Here is a 19,500-nt window from a genome sequence, read left to right as displayed (position 1 = left end):
GCCGGCCGCTTCCGCGCGCCCGACAACGCGCCCTACCGAAGGAGGAACCCCAGATGACCGCAACCAACGGTGCCGCGACTCCGCTGAGCCGCTTCGGCACCCGCGTGCCGACGGTGACGCCCCGCCCGGGCCGCAAGCTCACCCCTGCGGCCACCACCGCCAGCACCACGGCACCCACCAGCCCGGTGGTCACGCAGACCGCGACGATCAACACCATGATCGTCTGCCTGCCCGACGGACTGCCGTCGCAGGCCCTGACCGCCACCCAGCTCGACCGGCACTTCGGCGTGTCCGGCACCCTGCAGCCCCGCTTCTGGGCCATCCCGGACATGTGGCTGTGGCAGCGGCGCGACCTGGTCGCACCGCGCAAGGGACGTCCGGTGTACTGCGCCGGCGGACCGGTCAAGCTGCTCGACCTCGCCGCCATGCGCCACGCCGCCGGCGTCGGCGCCGGCATCCGCCACGAGGTGTGGCAGCGGGTCGTGCACGGCACCCGGCCGGCCACCCCGTGGCCGACCCTGCTGGCCCGTCACCTGGCGGACCCCGCCCGCTACCCGCGCGAGCGGGCCGAGGCGGACTTCCACAACCAGGCCCGCGTCAACGCGATGCGGATGCACAACGCGGCCAGCTACGGCGCCGCCCGCCTCAGCCCAGGTGAGCTGGAGATGTTCCAGGCAGGCCCGATGGCCTACCAGCACTACAGCGCCACCACCGCCGTCTGTGGCGACGCCCTGCTCACGCCGGACGGGCACAAGCTCGCACCCGCGAGCGACGCCCTCACCCACCGGGTGACCTACCTCGAGCAGGCGATGCGGTACCTCGACAGCGTCGAGACCGACCAGCGGCTGCTCGCCGTCGCCCTGTAACACCACCGCACCGGAACCGGTCGGGCACCGCCACCCATCCCCCCTCTTCCCTGGGGATCGGCGGCGGCCCGACCGGCTCCACCCCCTTCCCAACCGCGCCGCGCCGGCCCTGGCAGCAGACAGCGAGCTCTACCAGCCGCACCCATGAGCCCCGCCGGCCTGCGACGCACACCCCTAACCCGACCAGCGCGGCGAGACCACCGTGGCAGGTCATCGCCTGTCGGGGTACTCGCCGACACCGCCACCCGAACCTCAGCTCCACCTGGCACTCGCGCTCGATTCGGATTTCCGGTCCGACGCCGTACGTCGCCGCAGCGGGTGTGAGCACTCTGCCGCCCGCGCACGGCCCGGCGCCCCGGGCTGGGGCGCCCCGCAAGCCCGGCCGGCGAACGGCCGACCTTTCCCTCTTCCCCCATCAGGAGGTTCCTTCGCTATGTCCGACCGACTGTGGTTCCGCGTCGACGACGTCCTACCCCTCGCCGAACACGCCGCCGCCACCCGCGCGCACCTGAAGAGCCGGCAGCAGTACCGGGCCGGTGTCCCGGACCAGGGCGCGCTCATCTGGTCACACGACGCCGACGGTGACTGGTTGTCCTCCAACGGCGTCCCCCGCTGGTACGACACCGACGGCGCCGACCACCGCGTCCGCGCCGAAACCTGGACCCACACCGCCACCGGCGCCACCGGCAACCCGATCCCTACCGACGACGGACACGGATTCCTGCCCCTGCACACCGAACACCTCGACGGCCGCCGGGACCTGCTCGACCTGCTCCGCTACGCCCGCCGCCACGAGATGCGCTGGTTCGGGCTGCACCCGGACCCGGCGAGCGACGTCCGCTACCGCATCTTCCGCAGCCGCGGCGACATCACCCCGCCGCTTGCCACCTGGACCCCGGCGACCGTGACCTGCGACGTGGTCGGCGGCGGCGCCTACCGCGCCATGGTCGCCACCGGCTACACCACCCTCTCCCGCGCCGGGGTGCTGTGCCGCTTCCCTCGGTTCGCGGTGCAGCGCATGGCCGCCCACCTCGACGCCCTCTACCCCGGTGACATGCCCGGCGAGCATCCCCGGCTGCGGTTCGACGGCGACGAGGTCACCGTCGAGTGGGAGGACGACGACGGCCTGGACAGCCGCTGGGTCGAGCACGACCGCATCGTCCCGGACGCCAACCGCTGCTACGCCATCGGCGCCTACCAGTGGCCCTGGAACCGTGTCGCGTCCGAGGCGACGACCCGCGCCACCGACCCAGAGGGCCGGTCGCGGTGATCGTTGACGAGGTGTTCCACCAGCGCGGCCACGGCACCTACGAGCTGACCCGGGTGCACCACATCGACGGGTACGTCCTGCGGGTTCGGGTCTGCCGCGATAGCTACGCCACGCAGAGCACGGCGGTCGCTGAGGTCCTCACCCCGCTGTTCACCTGGACGATCATCGCGAGCAGCCCCGGTAGTGGCTGGCACCGCACAACCCCAGCCACGCCCCCGGACGCGACACCGCTGATCACGGTCGCCGACGAGGTACTGCAGCGGGCCCGGCGGATCCTTCCCGTGCCGCCTCCGTTCACCACGCCCGGCCGCTAACCCGCCGAGACCACACCTTCCCGCGCCGCCCTGCCGGCCCGGTCGCACCTCGCGCACCAGCGGACGCCGTCCGGCACCGCGCCTTCCGAACCTCCCTCCGCCCGCCGCATCAAGGCGGCCGACCTGGGTCCGCGGTCCACCGTCGCTGACCCGCCTTCTCACTGGCACCACCTGGCCGATGCCCGGCCACCCGCGCACTCGCGCACACCCGGGCACGGCCGTGCCCGGGTTTCCCGCCCTCCAGAAGGGAACCCCTCTCATGAGATCCGCCACCAGGCCGTCCTCCGGCCGCCAGCCCAGCATCGCCGTCATTGGCGGCAGTATCACCGGCCCGGTCACCGCGCTGCTGTTGCTGCACGCCGGATTCGACGACGTCACCGTCTTCGAGGCCGCGCCGGCGTCCGCGCCGCTGGGCGGCGGCCTCATCGGCCTGGAACACCCCGCCCTCGACGTGCTCGACCGCCTCGACATCGGCCAGCACGAGTTCGTGGCCCACGACTCCGAGGCCATCGTTCAAATGACCGTCCGCGACCGCCAGCCGGCCGAGACGATCCGGCGTACCTATCCGGGGCGGAACACCACCTGGACGCTGCTGCACCAGGCGCTGATCCGCCGCCTGCCCGACGGTGTCCTGCACACCGGTATGACGGTCACCGCCCTGGCCGAGCAGGACGGTCGGCCGGTGCTGCGGTTCCGCGACGGCCACACCGCGGCCGCCGACCTGGTCGTGTTCGCCGACGGCCGGTCCTCCACCGGCCGCCGGCTGCTGGATCCCGAGCGGGCCCTGCGGTACGCGGGCTACGTCGCTCACCGCGGCATCGCCGACATCGCCCCCGAGCCCGGGCTGCGGGATTTCCTGCGGTTGCAGCCCTGCCCGGGCGTGCAGTTCAACCTCGCCCCGGTACCCGGCGGCTGCGACTGGACCTTCTACCTCAACTGCACCCGCACCGATTACGCGCAGCGGTTCGGCGCCGACCCCACCCGCCGGGTCTTTGCCCTGCCCCGGCACGTCAGCCCCGCCGCCCGCGCCCACGTCGACACCCACGCCGACCTGCTCCTCCCGGCCGACCACGCCGCCGTCGTGCACGCCACCACCACCCGGATGGCGGTACCGGTCCTCGACATCACCCCACCGCAGCGCATGGTCTGGCCCGTCGGCGCCGGTCACGCCGTCCTGCTCGGCGACGCCCTCGCCCCCGTGCGCCCGCACACCGCGCGCGGCGCCAACAACGGCATCGAGCAGGCCGCCGGCCTCGCCGCCGCCCTCACCCAGCACCGCAAGTACCGAGCTGACCTCACCGCCGCCCTGCACGGCTGGCAACGCCGACACCTGCCCGCCGCCGTCGCCGCTGTGCACCGCGGGCCCGTCATCGGCCACCAGCTCGGCCTCGGCACCCACCAGCCCGCCTAGTAACCCACCCCGAGAGGAAAGGAGGTGGCCCTCGTGGCCACCAAGACCACCGCGATCCTCATCGACGACCTCGACGGCTCCACCGACGACGTCGCCACCTACCAGTTCGCCTTCAACGGCGTCACCTACGAGATCGACCTGTCCGCCGGCAACTTCGACCGGATGGCCGCGGCGTTCGGCCCGTTCATCACGGCCGGTCGGCGCCTGCCGAAACAACCCCGGCCACCACGGCGGCAGGACGACACCGCGACCGGCCGCACCCAGAGCCAGGAGATCCGCACCTGGTGGTGGACCGTCAACTGGCAGGAGCTGAACCTGCCCCAGCCACGAACCGGCGGCGTCATCCCCGCCGCGGTGCACGACGCCTACCACGCCGCCCACTGACCCCGGTCCCTACCGTGCCGTCCGGCGGGCGATCACCGGGCGGCACACCTGGACGCGCCCCGCAGAGTCCCGCATCCCGGGCAGACGACTTGATCAGAACCCGATCCGAAGCGTGCATCAGTGCACGCCTCACTCACCAACCCCTGCCGAGGGCAGGAGAAAGGGGGCCACGCGCCCATGACCAGCACCCCCACCAGCACGACCACCGACACGGCCGCACCAGCGCCACTGGCACCCAGCGTCGAGAAGGTCCTCGCCGCGCTGCACCGGCTCGGCGAGGCCACCGCCGCCGCCATCGCCACCGAAGCCGGCCTCGGCTACTCCACCACCACCCCGAAACTGCGCAGCCTGCACATCGCGGGACTGGCCGAGCCCACCCGAAGCGACACCGGACCCACCCTGTGGCGGCTGACCGGCACTGGCCGCACGCATGCCGAACAGGGCGGTCACGGCCAACCCGCATTGGAGCCCGCCACTCGCGCCACCGACACACCCGCCACCGCCGCAGAACACGGGCCGTCCGGCGACGACAGGCAGGGCACTGGGGAGGCTGACGGAAAGGACGACGACGAGCGGTCGGCCGTCGCGGTTCCCGCCGGCGGGCAGCCGGAAGCCCCCCAGGAATCTGCATCGCCGACTCCTGGTGATGCAGATTCGGCATCCGACGCGGCCGCCGAAGCCGAGAACACCGAAACCGAGCACGGCGACGACAGCGACCGCTCGAATGCCGAACCTGAGGTGCCACTCGCAATCAACGGCACCGGCCCGGCCACCGGAGCGGCGTCCGCAGCGAACGATGCGGACGCCGAACCGACCACATCGGAGCATCCCTCTGACGGCACGGCCGCCGACAGCTCCACCGGTGGCCTTGCTGCGGAAGGACTCCCCGCACCGCCCGCCACGGAGGCAGCGAGCAAGGGGGCACAGGCCCCTACCCGGCGGGCATCGGGCACCCTGCGCGGCGCGATCCTCGACGTCCTCGAGGCCAACCCCGGCCGGCAGTACAAGGTCAGTGAGCTGTGCAGGCTGGTCGACCGGGCCAACGAGGGAACCGGCGCGAAGAAGGCCAGCGCGGGCGCGGTCCACAACGCCGCCGTGAAGCTCGTCGGAACCGGGCGAGCGGTCCTGGTCGCCGAGAAACCCGCCACGTTCGCCCTCGCCGACCCGACCGCCTGAACGATCCCGCCCTGCCGGTAGCCCGGGGGCGGGCGTCGAACTTCCCGGAACCACGCCCGCCCCCGGTGCTCCTTACTACAGAAGGAGCGTCCGAAGTGTCTCCCATCCTGACCTCGATCGTCACCGCCGCCGGTGGAGTCCTCGCCGGTCTCGCCCTCGCCGCAGCGCTGCTGTGGCGCCAGCAGCAGGCGCTGGCCCGCGCCCGCTACGCCGCCGACCACGACGACGCCACCGGCCTACCGAATCGGCGGGCCCTGCTCGCCGCCCTCACCCGCGCCACCCGCGCCGATGCCCCGTTCGGGCTCGTCCTGCTCGACCTCGACGGCTTCAAAGCCGTCAACGACACCTTCGGCCACGAGGCCGGCAACGACGTCCTCACCGAGGTCGGCCGGCGGCTGACCGCCCTGCGAGGGCCGGTGCGCCTCGCCGCGCGCCTGTCCGGCGACGAGTTCGCCCTGCTGGTCGACGGCGGCCCCGACGACGTTGCCGCCGCCGCCCGCGCCGCCTGGCGGGCGGTCGGCCGCCATTCCGTCGACCTCGGCGCGCACACGCTGACTCTGCGCGCCAGCGTCGGGCATACCAGCGCCGCCCTCGGCGTCAGCCCGCGGGCCCTGCTGCACCAGGCCGACACCGCCATGTATCAGGCCAAACAATCCGGTGCCGGAGTCCATGGCGCCACCGCCACCAGCAGCCGCACCGGACCGCCGCCGGGTTCCCGCCCGCGGGACCTGCGTCGCCGCTAACCGCTCACGGACACCGAAGGGGGTCGCCCGCCGACGACGTGCGCGAGGAAAGCGTTCTGCCGCGTCTCGGCGGGCACTCGTGTATCGACGTTGCCTGGCAAGATCACGACGGGAGGTAGGTCATTGCAGTACACGTGGGTTTCGTCGGCTGGCGGGCCGCTGCTCGTCGCTCCGCAATCGGCGCTGTCACTGTGGAGCGGCGCTGATAGCACGGATGGACCCGTGGAGAGCTGGGGGGACTACGGCCGGGCGTGCGCGATCGACGGTTACGTCGGCGTGGTCGCCATCGGTCAGCGGCAGGCGCTTGTTCTGGGCGACGAGCCGGCAATGACGACGTACCTGTCCTCGGAACGGCTGTTCCTGCGGTGGGCAGCGGCGTACGAGGAAGACGATCTGGTGAGCGCTGCCCGCCGAGCGGTACGTGATGGCGTGGATTGGGACGCAGATGAGGATGTCCGTTGGGTGGTGGACGGGCCAGTCGTGATGTTCGATTCGGCGTGGCCGGGGGCGGAGTTGGAGCCCGACAACCACCTCGTGATCGATCTCTGCCCGGGTGAATACCGGGTCCGTGCGACGTATCGCGCCGATGGTGACACCTGGATGGTCCTCGTTCAGCTTCAACCCGTGTCATGAACTCGCACGCTTGTGCCCCTGACCACCTTGCCGTCGATTTCGGAGTCGCGCTCAGCTCGGACGGTGTCGGCGGTACTGCGGGGAGATCTCGCCGACCTCAATCCCGTTCTCGTCTAGGGCGTTGTAAATCGTCAGCCAGTCATCGGCGAATCGCAGACCCAGGGCCACGCTGCCGTCCGCCATGTCGCCCCCGACGTACTCCAGGAGCTCCACCTCCGTCAGGCGCTGCCCGTGTCGAGCAGCCAACGACGCGGGAGCATCGTCGCGCCACCGCAGGCGAAAGCCATCCGATGTCGGCCATAGCGGCGCCCGGGTCACGTCGATCGTGCACCAGGTGATCGAGATGTCGTCGAACTTCTGATGGTTGATCTCCAGGCGTTCCTCATCGAAGTCGAGCACCATCGGGCAGTCGGCGAACCACGAATCGTCGTCGTCATCCCAGACCACCCAGGTGGACGTCAGCCTGCGGCCCACGAGGCCCCGTAGTCGCTGGGCGTGACGGCTGGCGATGTCGGATATTCCGTGGCGCCAGTCTGGCTGGTAACCGGGGATCCCGAAGTTGAACGTCATCGAGGCAAGGTAGTCCTGGTCCGGGCAGCCAACGACAACGGCATCTGGGTCTACCGCGTAGGGCGCTGCGCGTAGCGTGACGTCCTCAGGTGTTGCAGTGGCCTCGTATTCGGTCGGGTTCTTCGAACCGGCAGGATGAAGCAGGGCCGCGGAGCTGGGCCGGCCTGTCTCGGTCATCCGCCGCGCCGCACGAAGCTTGCCACCGAGGCCGGCAGTTCGTCTTGCGGCATGTCCTCGTAGCCGGGACGGGCGAAGTCGAACAGAAGCACGATGCGGTCGCTGGAGCCGTAGTTCCACGCCTCGTGCGTGACGGTGTCGTCGAAGACGAGGCTCTCGCCCTCGCTCCATTGCCGGGTCTCGTCGCCCACGCGCAGCGCGCAGCCTTCTGGCACGACCAGCCCGAGGTGGGCGCGGTAGACGGTCGTCACCCATCCCTGGTGGGGCTTGATGTGGGTACCAGGAGCCATTCGAGAAAACCCAGCGGTCGTCAGGTGAGGGACCTTCGTCAACGCGGAGGCAGTGTGCGGGCACGCGTCGAGCGCTTCCTCGATCCGTTTCCCGAAGGCGACGAGGCCGTACACGCTCCAGCCCTGGCCGTACATGTCGCGTTGCACCCACGGCTGATAGGTCTCCCGCGGCAGAGCAAGGCACTCGTCCCGGATGACCTCCCACTGTGCCCGAAGATCGGCCAGGAAGGGAAAACGCCGCTGATCCACGAACATGAGACAGCATGATGCACCAACGAGGGGCGATGTGGGCTACGGCACCGCCTCGTGTAGGCGGTCGTGGCAATGGCCCTTGTTCACAGCATTTACAGCTCTAGCCGCACGTTCATGCACGTTCGGTCACCGGTCCACAGCGGCCGGTTGCCAGTGAGTAGCAAACCTGGGCCGGTGGCCGGCCGTCGCCACCGCTGGCAAGGCTTCGCGCCTCGACCGCTGCACGTCCGGCGTATCCGGCTCTGCTCCGGAACTCAACCGCCGACACCGATGACGCCCGACGACGGCATCCATCGCGCCTTCATAGGCCCGCTCGGCGACAGCAACGGCCAGCCGTCTCCCGGCCGCTGCTCACCACCGTCGACCCCACCCGCGTGCGCCGTGATTGCGCGCAGACCACCTGGGCGGTGACCCCTCGCTGCTGTGAGGGCCGGTGACCCTTCACCTCGTCCAGCACGACTTGACCTCGGTCAAGAGATGAGCGTCGATCAGCGCTGGTCGTCGTCTGTCGTCCGGACGTCAGCATTTCCAAGGGCCCTGGCGTGTGTCGGGCGGCGACCGTGCATGCCCGCAATCCGTCGACCGAAGGGCCACCCGCCATGGCACACCCCGCACACCCTGAGGACCGCAGCCGGCGTCCCAGCGACCGCACGGCGCTACCGGTGGACGTCACCGACAGGCTTCTGTGGGCGCTCGCGGTCGACGTCGCCGCCGCCCATCACCCGGGACCCGACGGTGCCTGCACGAACCTGCAGTGCCGCGGACAGCAGGGTCCTTGCTGGGCGCTGCGCACCGCCCGGCGCGCCGAACAACGCGCCCGCCGCGCCGCCACCCTCGCCCCGCCGCCTTCGCCGGGTCCGGCCGCGATCGCACGCGGGCGCGCCCCGGTTCCCGCCATGCCGCGTCGCTTGACCGGCTGGTTCACCCCGGCCCATCCGCCGGCACCTGTGATGCGGCCTGCGTCCGTACCGGGCGCGGTGCCGCCGGAATCCCGGCTGGACCGGCGCCCACCCGTGGCGGCGTCGGCCGCCTGAGCACGCACCTGGAGGCAAACCGTGAACTTCCTACCGAACGACACACTCGCCGGTTACGCCCGCACCGCCGTGGACCTGCGCGCCCGCATGGTCGACTATCACCGCAGTCCGCTCGCGGCGCAGTACCTGCAGGCGTTCTTTGGCAGTCGTCTCGCCGACCGCCCCAGTCCCAGTTCGGGGGGCATGGCGAAGGTCCTCACCGCGGTCCGTGCCATTACCGCCAACCCGTGGCGATTCGGCGAGCCGTATGTCATCGCCCCCGCGATGACCGCGATCATCGCCGCCGCCGCGGCGGCCCTCGACCTGACCGGCGAGGTGCTTCCCGCCGACGTCGCCCCCGACGACGGCGGGGTGCTGTTCCTTCCCGAACCGATCTACCACCGCGGCGTCAGCGGTGAGGTGTCCTCGATCGGGGCGATCACCTGGGCCCGCACCACCAACACCAGCAGCGGTCGGTCTTTCTGGGCCATCGCCGGCTGGGCCGACCACCACGACGCGCACGACCCGGCGGTGGTGCGCCGTCGTGCGCAGCTCGCTGACCGGCCCGACCTCGCCCGCCAGTTCGGCCCCTATGTGCTGACCGACTTCACCGAGATCCCCATCGGCCGGCCCGTTGACCTCCGCCCCGACCTGCCGGTCCTCGACGGGGACGACCGTGACTGGGAACCGGCGCCCGACGGCCGGTTCTGTATTGACGAGACCACGACCGCGATGCGGGCCTGCGCCGCTGTCGCCTATGCCTTCTGGCGTATCCAGGCCCAACCCCTCGCGACCGTCGCCGCCGCACCCTTGGACCGCGCTGCGCGCCGCCGTGCTGTGCGGGCCAGCATCCGCCATGACACCCGTGTGGTCATGCTGCGCCGCACCAGCCCTCTCGCCGAACCGGCCGACGGCGAGCCCAAGTGGCACTACCGGGTGCGGTTCGTCGTCCGCGGCCACTGGCGACGCCTCATCGACCGCGATGGCCACCCCTACCGCGTCTGGATCAACGCCCACATCAAAGGCCCTGACGGGGCGCCCTTGCTGCACGGCGAGAAGGTGGCCGTCCTCGCCCGCTGACTCCTGCACCCGCCCGAAGGCCGCGCGCCGCCGCTCCGCAGGCTCGCGGCCTTCACCGTCCTCGCGACCCGCCGGCCCGCTGCCGGCCCTGCCTCGAAGGAGTCCAGTCATGACCGCCCGCATGCTGTCCGGGATCGCCCTCGCGGTCACCGGCGTCCTGCTGCTGTGCTCCGGGCTGGCCACCACCTTGATCTTCGGCGGCGGGGCGGGCGCGTGCGGGTCGGCTACCAGCGTCACGCCCACCGCTTCGTCGGCCGCGCGCAGCCCTGCTTTGGGTGGGATTGGTCCGATCGGTGACTGGAACGCCGAGCAGGTTGGCAACGCCGCCACCATCACCACCGTCGGCATGGGCCTCGGCGTGCCGCCGCGCGGCTGGGTTATCGCCGTGGCCACCGCGATGCAGGAGTCCTCTCTGATCAACATCCCTGGTGGGGACCGCGACTCGGTCGGCCTGTTCCAACAGCGCCCCTCCCAGGGCTGGGGCACTCCCGAGCAACTGCACGACCCGCGGTACGCGACGACGAAGTTCTACCAGAAGTTGCAGGCCGTCGACGGCTGGCAGGCGATGCCACTGACCGAGGCCGCCCAACGGGTGCAGCGGTCGGCCTACCCGGACGCCTACGCCAGGTGGGAACCCGACGCCGCCAGGATCGTCGCCGCCCTGACCGGGGCCAGCGCCGGCCCGGCCGCCTGCGGCGTGGCGGTCAGCGCGCAGGGCTGGGCCCGGCCGGTGCAGGGGGATGTCGGCTCCGGTTTCCGCACCTCGGGCCGTCCCGGGCACGACGGCGTCGACCTGATCGTGGGCAAGGGCACCCCGATTCACGCCGCGTCCGCCGGCACTGTCTCCGTCGTGCGGTGCAACGCCGTTGACGTTCGCACTGGCCGGGACTGGGGCTGTGACCGCGACGGCGATCCCGCTCTGACCCGCGGCTGTGGCTGGTACGTCGACATCAACCACCCCGGTGGGGTGATCACCCGCTACTGCCACCTGCTCACCCGCCCCTCCGTCGCCGAGGGTCAACGGGTCGCTGCCGGGGATGTTATCGGCGTCGCCGGCAGCTCGGGCCACTCGTCCGGGCCGCACCTGCACTTCGAGGTGCACCTCGGTGATCACACCTCCGGCACGGCCGTCGACCCGGTCGCCTTCATGGCGTCCGTCGGCGCGCCCCTGAATCAGTAGTCCCGATCGCGGATGCCGGCGGCGGCTCCGTGATCTAGCCCCAGCCCGGCGGTCGACCCGTGCGGGGACGACCGCCGCGACCCATCCACACATCCCTTGAGGAGGACAAGGCCGTGAGCACACCCACGCTCATCGGTGTCGCCGCGTTCCGCGGCAGCTACACCGCCCGCTTGGTCCAGTTCGGTGAGAGTCCGGAGGTTCTGGTTCCGCTGTTGCGCCGGATCTGGACCGACACGTTCGGCCGTGACACCGGCGCTATGGCCGCCGCGCTGCTGGCCCACGACTGGTGGTCCCTTGCCGTCAACCCCAAGCCCCGGCGTTGGGACCGGCAGCCGCCCGTGCCCGGGCTGGGCTACCCGGTCGTCGCTCAGGACGCCACCGTTCGGCGGGGCGCGCTGCGCGAGGACGTCGGCGGGGCCCTGGAGTGGCTGTATCTGCTGCACCTCGACCAGCGGCGGCTGGTGGTGTACGAGGCGACGATCCATGGCCGTTGGCTGCGGCACAGCGCGCATCACCTCGACCCGGTCGAGGACCTGTTCGTCACCGCGCCTGCCGACGACGGGGGCGGTCCGGGGATGACGGTGTGCACCGTCTGCGGCGCGGTCGACGAGATCGACCACGTCGAGGTGCCGTCCATGGTCGGCTACGGCTACGACACCGTCACCAGTTGCGTCCGCTGCGGTTCCTCGGTCGCCAGCGACCCGATGTTCGGCGATCACGTCACCCGCAAGCCCTGGCCACCGCAGAACCCCACGGCGGGCGATACGGCGGGCGAGACCCGATGAGCACCGACCGCCCGCCGTCAATGGCCACCGACGATGGCGGCCCTTCCACCGGCCCCGTCGACCGATCGGCAACTGCCGTGCCTAGCTACGAGGCCGGGCAGCGTGTCGCCCTGGTCCACACCGACGACCCGTACACCCTGCTGCGGCCCGGTGACACCGGGACTGTCCGCCGCCACGACCAGCGGCAGAACGTCGTGGAGGTCACCTGGGACAGCGGCTCGACGCTGGCGATGTGCCTCGACGCCGGCGATCGCATCGCACCGGCCACCACCACCCCGCCTCGCACTGGCGGGGTGGTCGGCGAGGCCACCGGATGGGCCGCCGCGCTGCAACGGATGTGCGCCGCCGGCGCCGAGGCCGGACGCGCCGCCGCCGAGTGGTGGGCGCAGGACACCATCGGTGCCCGGGTCGGCGGTGACAGCCGCCTGGCCGCACGCCGGATCCTGGCCGGCATCCACGACGGCGATCCCGCCGTCCTCGACGCCCTGCCCTCCTTCTCCGTGGCGGGAGAGTCGGTCGACGTCGCCGGGTGGGAGCTGTTTGCCGCCGCCACCGGCGACAGCGCGGGCTGGTTCGGGCTGCGCATCCCGCAGCGCGACGAGGCGATGGCCGTCTACCGCGACGCCTACGACACCGCCGTCACCGACCGCGTCGCGGAACTGTGTCATCTCGCGGCCAGCCCCACCGGCACGGATGTGTCCCACCTGCACCCCGACCGGGTCCGGATCGGCGGTGTCGGTGTGTTCGCAGGCGACTGGGCGCGCACCACCGGCCCCGACGGCGACGACCGGGTCGAGGTCGGGTTCGTCGGCACCCTGATCGATTACTGGAACGGGTGGGCGGTGTTCTCCTGCACCCGCGACGTGGCCGAGGCGATCGTCGCCGACCAGCAGCGCCACCGCGACCGGTACCGCGACAGCCTGCGCGAGCAGGGCGTGCCGGCCGGCGACCTGGACCGGCAGGTCGACGAAGCGCTGGCCGGTCTGTCCTTCGACGGCGACGTCCTCGTCGCCGACCAGCGTGCCCTGTCCGGCGACCCGGACGCCATCGATCGCATCACCGCGGACGGGGACGGCCGGTACGTGGTGATGGGCCGCAGCTGGTGCTGGGAGGCCGTCGATCCGTACGTCTGCGACCGGATCGTCGGCGACCTGCCCGACACCGACAACGCATAGGCCGGCATACCCACCGATGCCCTACCTCGACGGGTGGGCCGACAGAAAGGAAACAAGTGACCATCCGCACCCAAGAAGAGATCGTCACCCGGGTCTGGGCTCTGCGGGCCAACCGCGGGGACATCTTCGGCTTCCGGGAGGAGGTCCTCGTGGAGGCACTCGACCTGGACCACGCCCGCCAGGTCATCGCCCCTCGACACCCGGGCGAGTGGACCCGGCGGGTCGACCACGAGACCCATGCCCGGGACTACCTGCGATTCGCTATCGGGAAGATCCTCGACCACCGCGGCAACTCGGCGAGCCGGTCGGTGGACAAGCTGAGTGAACTCGCCTGGCTCCTCGGCCGCGACGACGTCGTGGCGGCGATGGAGCACGCCGGCTACCCGATGTACGGGGCGGCCAAGGTCAAGGCGTTCGCCGACGGGTTCGGCTGGCGGTTCCTCGATGACCTCGACGGGGGCGACGGGCTGGCTCTGGCTCGGATGGCGGAGGGACAGCAGTGCGACCCGCAGGGCTGCGAACGGGGCTGCGCTGACTGACCACGACCGCGCCGGCAGCATCGCTCGACGTTGCGTCGCACACGTAGTCAGCCGGCACTTCCGCAATCCCGCCCCCGCACACCCATTCGACTTGATCGATTGGTTTGGTGGGGGTTCCATCGTCGGCGCCGACACTGCCTGCACGGCCTCGACACCGACCAGCACGTATCAGCGGCGACCTGACGTGTCGCCGTAACCCTTCAGCACCACCAGGGGTGGGGTCGCCGACCTGTCCGGCGCGATGCGGGCCGGCAGGGGTTGGCCCCGCCTGTCTCCGCTGTGCGGTACCCACCGCCCGCGCACCCGGAGACGGGTGCGCGGGCCCGAACCCGAATCGAGGCAATCCCATGACCACACCACACCCACCGGCCGGTTCACCGCAGAACGACCCGGCCCCGGCCAGCGGCGCTGGCACTCCCGGCACCGGGGCGGGCTCCGGCCGGGCCGGCTACCTCTACCGAACAGTCGCCCTGCACCTGGCCGACCACCCCGACCAGGTTCTCAAGGTCGGTGAGATCACCAGGGCGATCGGCGCACCGTCGTCCGGGGCGGTGTTCGAGGCGCTGAAGAAGATGGCCGCCGCCGGGCACGCCACCCACCACCGCAACCCACACCGGTTCCAGATCACCCAGGCCGGCATCGACGCCGCCGGCGCCCTCCCGCCCGCCGCGCCCCGCACCCGCTCCCCCGGCAGCTCTGGTGGCCGGCAGTCCCGGCCCGCGCCGGTGCCGCGACCGAACGGGACGCTCTATCACCCGCGGCGGCTCGGCAAAGGCTGGGACGTCGAGGAACTGCGGCGGCTGCGCGCCCGGCAGGTGCCGGTGCTGCTGTACGGGCCGCCCGGCACCGGGAAGACCGCGATGGTCGAGGCGGCGTTCCCCGACCTGCTGACCGTCGCCGGCACCGGCGACACCGTCGTCGACGACTTCCTCGGCTCCTACAACCCGGTCCCCGGCGGCGGCTACGAGTTCGTCCACGGGCCCCTCGTCACCGCGATGCGCCAGGGGCGGGTGCTGCTGGTCGACGACGCCACCCTCATCCCGCCCCGCGTCCTGGCCGTGCTGTACCCGGCCATGGACGGCCGCGGCACCGTCACCATTCCCGCGCACGGCAACGAAACCGTGGAAGCCGTCGACGGGTTCTACATCGTCGCCGGCCACAACCCGGGCGTGCACGGCGCCGTGCTCACCGAGGCCCTGGCCTCCCGGTTCACCGTCCACCTGCACGTCACCACCGACTGGGACCTCGCCCGCCAGCTCGGCGTCCCCAAGCCGGTCGTGGCCGCCGCGATGGACCTCAACGCCGACCTCGCCGCCGGCAAGACCGTATGGGCGCCGCAGCTGCGTGAACTGCTCGGCTTCGTCACAGTCCGCGACCAGCTGGGTATGAGCGCCGCCCTGGCGAACCTGGCCGGTATCGCCCCGCAGGACGCCCGCGACGACGTCACCGCCGCCTTGTCCCGGCACACCGGCACGCCCATCACCGCGCTAGCCCTCGGCAAGCGCTAACCGCCCCCTTTTCTGGAAGGAGCCCCTTTCGTGTCCCATCCGCACACCCACCTGCGCCCCGGCACACCGCCGCCGCCGGCCGGTGCCGCCGACTGGCGGGCCTGGTCGCAGGCGTGGACCCAGCACGTTCCGCTGCTGACCGGCCGTACCGACCTCACCGTCCCCGTCGCGCCCGGCGCGGCCGGGGGCGCACCCGAGTGCTTCTACCCCGCCCTCAACCGGATCGAGGTCGACGCCACCTACATCGCCGACAGCCCTGACGTCACCGACCCGGCCAAGGCCCGGCACAAGCGGCTCGTGCCCACCGGCTACGGGCTGCTCGTGCACGGTGCCGCGCACGCCGCGCACAGCCGCTGGACCACCCCGCCCGGCACCCCGCCGATCCTCGCCACCGTGGCTGACCTGCTGGAGGAATCCCGGGCCGAAGGACGCCAACGCGCTCGCCGCCGCGGCGACCGCCGGTGGCTGCGCCACGTCGTGACAACCCTCCTCGACCCGAACGGCGCGGCCGTCGACGACGCGTGGCACGCCGGGCAACTCGCCGCGCTGCTCCTGGCCCGCGTCGACGCCCGCATCGTCACCAGCAAAGACGTCCGCCCCATTCGCGCCGCGGTCACCGGCGTCCTCGGACGCAAGCGCCTGCGGCAGCTGCGCGACATCTGGCGGGAGGCCCACACCTGCGACGACACCGACGCCGACACCATGATCTGCCTGGCCCGCCGGTGGTGTCAGGTCCTCGGCATCGACCCCGACCAGCAGTACGACCCGCCCGTGCCGGACGCCGGCCTGTTCCCCGGCCGCCTCGCCGCGGCCCTCGTCGACTACCTGGCCGTCGCCGCCGGCGTCACCCCGGCCGAGTACGCGACGGCGCTGCTCGCCCACCGGCACAGCCCACCAGCAGAGTGGGACCGCGCCGACCCGACCGAGCAGGAACACCGCGCGGCCCGCGACCTCGCCAACCGGCTGCGGCAGGCCCGCACTCGCCACCCCGAACCCGGCTGGCGCCCCTCGCCGATCCCACCCGGTCGGCTGCGGACCCGCCACGCCATCACCGCCGATGCGCAAACCGCCGCCGGGCAGATGCCGACGGCCGCACCGTGGCAGCAGCGCGCCCAGCTGCCTCCGGAGAAGCCCCGCCTGCATCTGGCTGTCCTGGTCGACCTGTCCGGGTCGATGGCCCGCTACACGCAGGCGATGTCGTCGGCCGCGTGGATCTTCGCCAACGCGGCCCGCCGCGCGCAGGCGACGACCACCACCATCGGGTTCGGTGACCGCACCACCGTCCTGGTGCCCCCACGCACCTACCCCCGGCAGGTGCTGCACATGCGCACCGGCCTGGCGACCGCCACCTTCCCGGAAGCGGTCAAGGTCGCCGACCAGCTGCTCGACCTGCGCCACGGCCGCGCCCTGCGGATGCTCGCCGTCGTCTCCGACGGCTACCTCGACGACATCCCCGCCGGCCAGCAACTCGTCACCACCCTGCACCGCGCCGGCTGCGCCGTGCTGTGGCTGCACCCCGCCGACCCGCCCACCGACGGCGAACCGGCCGACCCGGACCAGATCTGGGGGCACACCTTCACCCACGCCACCACCCTGACCGTCACCGACCCGACCGAGGCCATCGCGGCGATCGCCGACGCCGCCGTCACCGCCCTCACCCAGGCCTGAACCCCGGCCGGGGCAGGCCCCGAGCGGGCAGCCAACCAGTCCCACCCCGCGCCGCGGCGCTGCCTAACCGCTGCCCGGCGGCGCCGCGCGCCGCGACCCACGACATACCCGGGCCTGGAATGCAGGGGCTGCCCCAGGCGGCCGCACTCGCATCTCGCGAAGGGCCGATGCCGAACGAGCCTCGCTGCCGCCCCCGGCGACTTGACCATCCCGCGCCATCGAAGCGTGCATGCATCGCGCCCCGACCCATCCAGATCCCGGGGCGCGGCTACGACGCTGCCCGACAAGGAGTTCCTCATGCGTTACGGCACCGACGACGAACACCCCTTCGACACCGACAACCGCGCCTGGCGGCGCCTACGCGACGTCACCAGCGAACACTTCGACGCCATCACCTGGAACCGGGACCCGGACGGACGGCCGGTCCTGCTCACCCTGCGCGACATGCGCACCGGCGACACCGTCACCCTCGCCGTCCTCGACTCCCTGGAGATCCGCGACCCGCACGCGCTGCTCGCCGTCCACACCAGCGGCGACCTCGACGCCCACGGCCCCACCAGCGGCGCCGACGCAGCCCACTCCCACGCCGCCACGCTCGCGCTCGACAGCACCACACTCGCCGTGACCAGGCCCGTGCCGCTGCACGATCCCGCCGTCACGGATCTCCCCGCCACCGGCTGGGTCGACCTCCCGCCCGACCTCGCCCACGTTCTGCGGCCGGCGCTCGACGACGCCCGCACCGCTGTTCTCGTGCTGCTCGACCGCACCGACGGCAGGCTCGCCGCCGTCGGCCCGTTCCCCACCCACGCCGCCGCCGACACGTGGCAACCCGCCGACCGGCCCGGCCGCACCGCCGACCGGCTCACCGTGCCCCTGCACCCGATCCTCAGCGAGCAGGCCCAGCCGTGACCAGCAGCCGACCACCGGCACAGCCCGCCTCCTCCCCCGTCGTGGCCATCGACGTCGACGGCGTCCTCAACCCCGCCGACCCCTGCCACGCCGAAACACTCGGCTACCGGCCGCACCGCTACGACGGGCCCGCCCCCGACGGCCGGCACGTCACCGGCACCGTCTGGTTGAACCCCGACCACGGGCCCTGGCTGCGAGAACTCGCCGAGCACGCCCAACCGGTGTGGTGCACCAGCTGGAACCACCTCGCCGCCGCGTGGATCGCGCCACGGCTGGGCCTGCCGACCACCTGGCCGCACGTCCCCGTCCACGCCGGCGGGGTCCGCTTCGGCCACCAGAACAAACTCAGCCCCCTGTACGGGTGGGTCGCGCGGCGGCCACTCGCCGTCCTCGACGACGAGTTCGGCGGCAAGGACACCACCACCGCCGGCCAGCGCACCGCCGACGGCGCACCCACCCTCCTCCACCCGGTCGACCCGCACGACGGGCTACGCCGCGCCGACATCGACACGGTGCTGACCTGGCTGCGCCGGCTCAAAACCACGCCGCACCAGCACCGCAGAACCCCGATCACCCGGACTCACGGGTCCCGCATCCCACGCCAAGCGGGCCCGTGCCGCAACGACAAGGAGTTGACGATGGACAACATGTTCGACGCCGCCGACGAACCGGACGTCGACCGGCCACCCCGACTCAGCGTCGGCGACCCGGAACTGCGCAAGACCCGCCGGCTCGCCCGCGAGTGCGCCACCTGCATCTTCAAGCCCGGCAACCCGATGCACCTCACCCCCGGCCGGCTCCAGCAGATGGTGCGCGAGGCGCGCGGCGACGCGGGATACATCATCTGCCACTCGACGCTGCCCTACGCCGGCAGCCCGGTCCCGCCCGCGCTCTGCCGTGGCTTCGCCGACCGCTACCGCACCTGGCAACTCCAGGTCATGGAACACCTCTGGGGCTTCGTCGACGTCGAGCCACCCGCCCCAGACACGGACCCCGCCCCCAGCGCCGAATTCCTAGGAGGCACCGACCATGCGTGACATCGACGACTTGCTCCGGCGTCAAGAGCGGATCATCGACACCATCGGATGGGCCGTCACGTACGTCCTGCCCACCGACGACGGCACCGTCACCACCGCCCCGTTCGCCTACACCGTCGGGCTCACCGCCCACGACTACCCCGAACTGATCACCGCAGGGCTGCCACCCGAGGTCGCCCACAGTCTGCTCAACGACCTGGCTCGCCGGGTCTACGACACCGCCGAACGGTTCACCCACGGACAACGCCTCAGCGACGTCATCGCCGGCTACGACGCGATCATCATCGACGGGCCGCCGACGGACGACCTGTTGCCCGGGTTGGCGATCAGCCGCTACGGCCGCGACCGGGTCCGACTGCAGCAGATGGTGTGGCCGGACCAGCAGGGCCGGTTCCCCTGGGATAACGGATACCGGTTCGACCCGCGGACACAGCCGCTGATCGGCCGGCTGTAGCCGGACACCCGACTGCCATCGTCCGCGATCGGCGCCGCCATGGTGGTCAGCCAACCGAATGAGTCG

Annotated in this window: 21 protein-coding genes; 19 read left to right on the top strand and 2 right to left on the bottom strand. The window is 72.1% G+C overall.

Annotated features, from left to right (window positions below; genetic code table 11):
• Positions 1–53 precede the first annotated feature (53 nt).
• The 8 genes from MicB006_RS23845 (at position 54) to MicB006_RS23810 (ending at position 6,797) form a co-directional block, all read left to right on the top strand.
• A complete protein-coding gene (locus MicB006_RS23845) occupies positions 54–866 on the top strand; it encodes a hypothetical protein (RefSeq protein WP_192900128.1) in 813 nt (270 codons plus the stop codon).
• 433 nt (positions 867–1,299) lie between these two features.
• On the top strand, positions 1,300–2,136 hold the full coding sequence (locus MicB006_RS23840) for a hypothetical protein (RefSeq protein ID WP_116509042.1): 837 nt from the start codon (positions 1,300–1,302) through the stop codon (positions 2,134–2,136).
• Entirely contained in the window at positions 2,133–2,450 is a 318-nt protein-coding gene (locus MicB006_RS23835; protein WP_116509040.1) for a hypothetical protein, read from the top strand. Before MicB006_RS23840 ends, MicB006_RS23835 begins: the two co-directional genes overlap by 4 nt.
• A 259-nt stretch (positions 2,451–2,709) precedes the next feature.
• Positions 2,710–3,861, top strand: coding sequence for an FAD-dependent monooxygenase (locus tag MicB006_RS23830; protein WP_116509038.1), 1,152 nt, complete (start codon positions 2,710–2,712; stop codon positions 3,859–3,861).
• A 33-nt stretch (positions 3,862–3,894) separates the two neighbouring features.
• Positions 3,895–4,245 (top strand): Lsr2 family protein, encoded by a 351-nt coding sequence (locus tag MicB006_RS23825; RefSeq protein WP_116511750.1) that lies wholly within the window; start codon positions 3,895–3,897, stop codon positions 4,243–4,245.
• A 177-nt stretch (positions 4,246–4,422) separates the two neighbouring features.
• On the top strand, positions 4,423–5,421 hold the full coding sequence (locus tag MicB006_RS23820; RefSeq protein WP_116509036.1) for a MarR family transcriptional regulator: 999 nt from the start codon (positions 4,423–4,425) through the stop codon (positions 5,419–5,421).
• Positions 5,422–5,516: 95 nt separating this feature from the next.
• Positions 5,517–6,164 carry a GGDEF domain-containing protein gene (locus MicB006_RS23815; RefSeq protein WP_116509034.1) on the top strand — a complete coding sequence of 216 codons (648 nt, stop codon included), beginning with the start codon at positions 5,517–5,519 and terminating at the stop codon, positions 6,162–6,164.
• Between the two features lie 90 nt (positions 6,165–6,254).
• Positions 6,255–6,797 (top strand): immunity 21 family protein, encoded by a 543-nt coding sequence (locus MicB006_RS23810; RefSeq protein WP_116509033.1) that lies wholly within the window; start codon positions 6,255–6,257, stop codon positions 6,795–6,797.
• 51 nt (positions 6,798–6,848) lie between these two features.
• On the opposite strand, the gene MicB006_RS23805 is transcribed toward MicB006_RS23810, so the two are convergent.
• Positions 6,849–7,367 (bottom strand): hypothetical protein, encoded by a 519-nt coding sequence (locus MicB006_RS23805; protein ID WP_116509031.1) that lies wholly within the window; start codon positions 7,365–7,367, stop codon positions 6,849–6,851.
• A 173-nt stretch (positions 7,368–7,540) separates the two neighbouring features.
• Positions 7,541–8,089 (bottom strand): aspartyl/asparaginyl beta-hydroxylase domain-containing protein, encoded by a 549-nt coding sequence (locus tag MicB006_RS23800; RefSeq protein WP_116509029.1) that lies wholly within the window; start codon positions 8,087–8,089, stop codon positions 7,541–7,543.
• A gap of 659 nt (positions 8,090–8,748) precedes the next feature.
• Between MicB006_RS23800 and MicB006_RS23790 the strand changes: the two genes are divergently transcribed.
• From MicB006_RS23790 to MicB006_RS23735, 11 genes are all read left to right on the top strand, one after another.
• Positions 8,749–9,120, top strand: a complete 372-nt coding sequence (locus MicB006_RS23790) for a hypothetical protein (protein WP_225980468.1) — start codon at positions 8,749–8,751, stop codon at positions 9,118–9,120.
• A 21-nt stretch (positions 9,121–9,141) separates the two neighbouring features.
• Positions 9,142–10,179 (top strand): hypothetical protein, encoded by a 1,038-nt coding sequence (locus MicB006_RS23785; protein WP_116509025.1) that lies wholly within the window; start codon positions 9,142–9,144, stop codon positions 10,177–10,179.
• Between the two features lie 109 nt (positions 10,180–10,288).
• Positions 10,289–11,359, top strand: a complete 1,071-nt coding sequence (locus MicB006_RS23780) for a M23 family metallopeptidase (protein ID WP_116509023.1) — start codon at positions 10,289–10,291, stop codon at positions 11,357–11,359.
• Between the two features lie 113 nt (positions 11,360–11,472).
• Positions 11,473–12,144 (top strand): hypothetical protein, encoded by a 672-nt coding sequence (locus tag MicB006_RS23775; RefSeq protein WP_116509022.1) that lies wholly within the window; start codon positions 11,473–11,475, stop codon positions 12,142–12,144.
• 77 nt (positions 12,145–12,221) lie between these two features.
• Positions 12,222–13,319: a DUF4314 domain-containing protein gene (locus MicB006_RS23770; protein ID WP_116509020.1), complete on the top strand. Its 1,098-nt coding sequence runs from the start codon at positions 12,222–12,224 to the stop codon at positions 13,317–13,319.
• Positions 13,320–13,375: 56 nt separating this feature from the next.
• Positions 13,376–13,858 carry a hypothetical protein gene (locus tag MicB006_RS23765; RefSeq protein WP_116509018.1) on the top strand — a complete coding sequence of 161 codons (483 nt, stop codon included), beginning with the start codon at positions 13,376–13,378 and terminating at the stop codon, positions 13,856–13,858.
• Positions 13,859–14,205: 347 nt separating this feature from the next.
• On the top strand, positions 14,206–15,366 hold the full coding sequence (locus tag MicB006_RS23760; protein ID WP_116509016.1) for an AAA family ATPase: 1,161 nt from the start codon (positions 14,206–14,208) through the stop codon (positions 15,364–15,366).
• Positions 15,367–15,396: 30 nt separating this feature from the next.
• Positions 15,397–17,034 (top strand): VWA domain-containing protein, encoded by a 1,638-nt coding sequence (locus MicB006_RS23755; RefSeq protein WP_116509014.1) that lies wholly within the window; start codon positions 15,397–15,399, stop codon positions 17,032–17,034.
• A 297-nt stretch (positions 17,035–17,331) separates the two neighbouring features.
• Positions 17,332–17,943, top strand: a complete 612-nt coding sequence (locus MicB006_RS23750) for a hypothetical protein (protein ID WP_116509012.1) — start codon at positions 17,332–17,334, stop codon at positions 17,941–17,943.
• Positions 17,940–18,980 (top strand): hypothetical protein, encoded by a 1,041-nt coding sequence (locus tag MicB006_RS32455; protein ID WP_225980467.1) that lies wholly within the window; start codon positions 17,940–17,942, stop codon positions 18,978–18,980. Before MicB006_RS23750 ends, MicB006_RS32455 begins: the two co-directional genes overlap by 4 nt.
• Positions 18,973–19,434 (top strand): DUF4262 domain-containing protein, encoded by a 462-nt coding sequence (locus tag MicB006_RS23735; RefSeq protein WP_116509010.1) that lies wholly within the window; start codon positions 18,973–18,975, stop codon positions 19,432–19,434. The genes MicB006_RS32455 and MicB006_RS23735 overlap by 8 nt, the downstream gene beginning before the upstream one ends.
• The last annotated feature ends 66 nt before the right edge of the window (positions 19,435–19,500 follow it).

Source organism: Micromonospora sp. B006 (genome assembly GCF_003408515.1).
Taxonomy (GTDB): domain Bacteria; phylum Actinomycetota; class Actinomycetes; order Mycobacteriales; family Micromonosporaceae; genus Micromonospora; species Micromonospora echinospora_A.
Note: the sequence above shows the minus strand (reverse complement) of the source record. Positions and strands in the feature narration are given on the sequence as shown.